Source organism: Pseudoalteromonas sp. NJ631 (assembly GCF_000276645.1).
GTDB classification, from domain to species: domain Bacteria; phylum Pseudomonadota; class Gammaproteobacteria; order Enterobacterales; family Alteromonadaceae; genus Pseudoalteromonas; species Pseudoalteromonas piscicida.
The window spans coordinates 1-549 of sequence record NZ_AKXJ01000053.1; the positions used below are offsets into that span (position 1 = coordinate 1).

Sequence of the window (549 nt, forward strand, 5' to 3'; positions counted from 1 at the left end):
GGTTACTTAAACCGCCCTGAACTCAATGCTGAGCGCTTTATTGATAATCCATTTAGTCACGACCCCGCCCATAGCAAGCTGTACAAAACCGGTGACCTTGCCCGTTTCCTAGACAACGGCGACTTGGTGTATCTCGGTCGTAACGATGAGCAGGTGAAAATTCGTGGTTATCGCGTCGAATTAGGCGAGATTGCTGTAGCTATTGTCGACCAGCAAGGTGTACAAAACGCAGTGGTGATTGATGTGCCTGCACCGCAAGGCAAAGCGCTGGCCGCTTATCTTGTCGCAGAGCCTGATCTTGAAATTACCGAATTAAAGCTCGCCCTAAGTGCTGCTTTACCTGAGTATATGGTGCCCAGCCACTTTACCCTAATCGAGCATATTCCACTCACAGGTAACGGTAAGCTTGACCGCAAAGCACTCCCCGCACCAGAGCTTCAAGCCGACAACCTCTATGTGGCACCGCGTAATGACTTAGAGACCCAGCTTTGTGAGATTTGGCAACAGGTACTTGGCCTTGAGCAAGTGGGTATTGAAGATAATTTCTTC

The 549-nt window shown here is 49.5% G+C and carries 1 protein-coding gene; it reads left to right on the forward strand.

Features of this window, described 5'->3' with window-relative positions; genetic code table 11:
- Positions 1-549, forward strand: a 549-nt coding sequence (locus tag A587_RS24435) for an AMP-binding enzyme (protein WP_017219571.1), incomplete at both ends; no start/stop codon positions are given.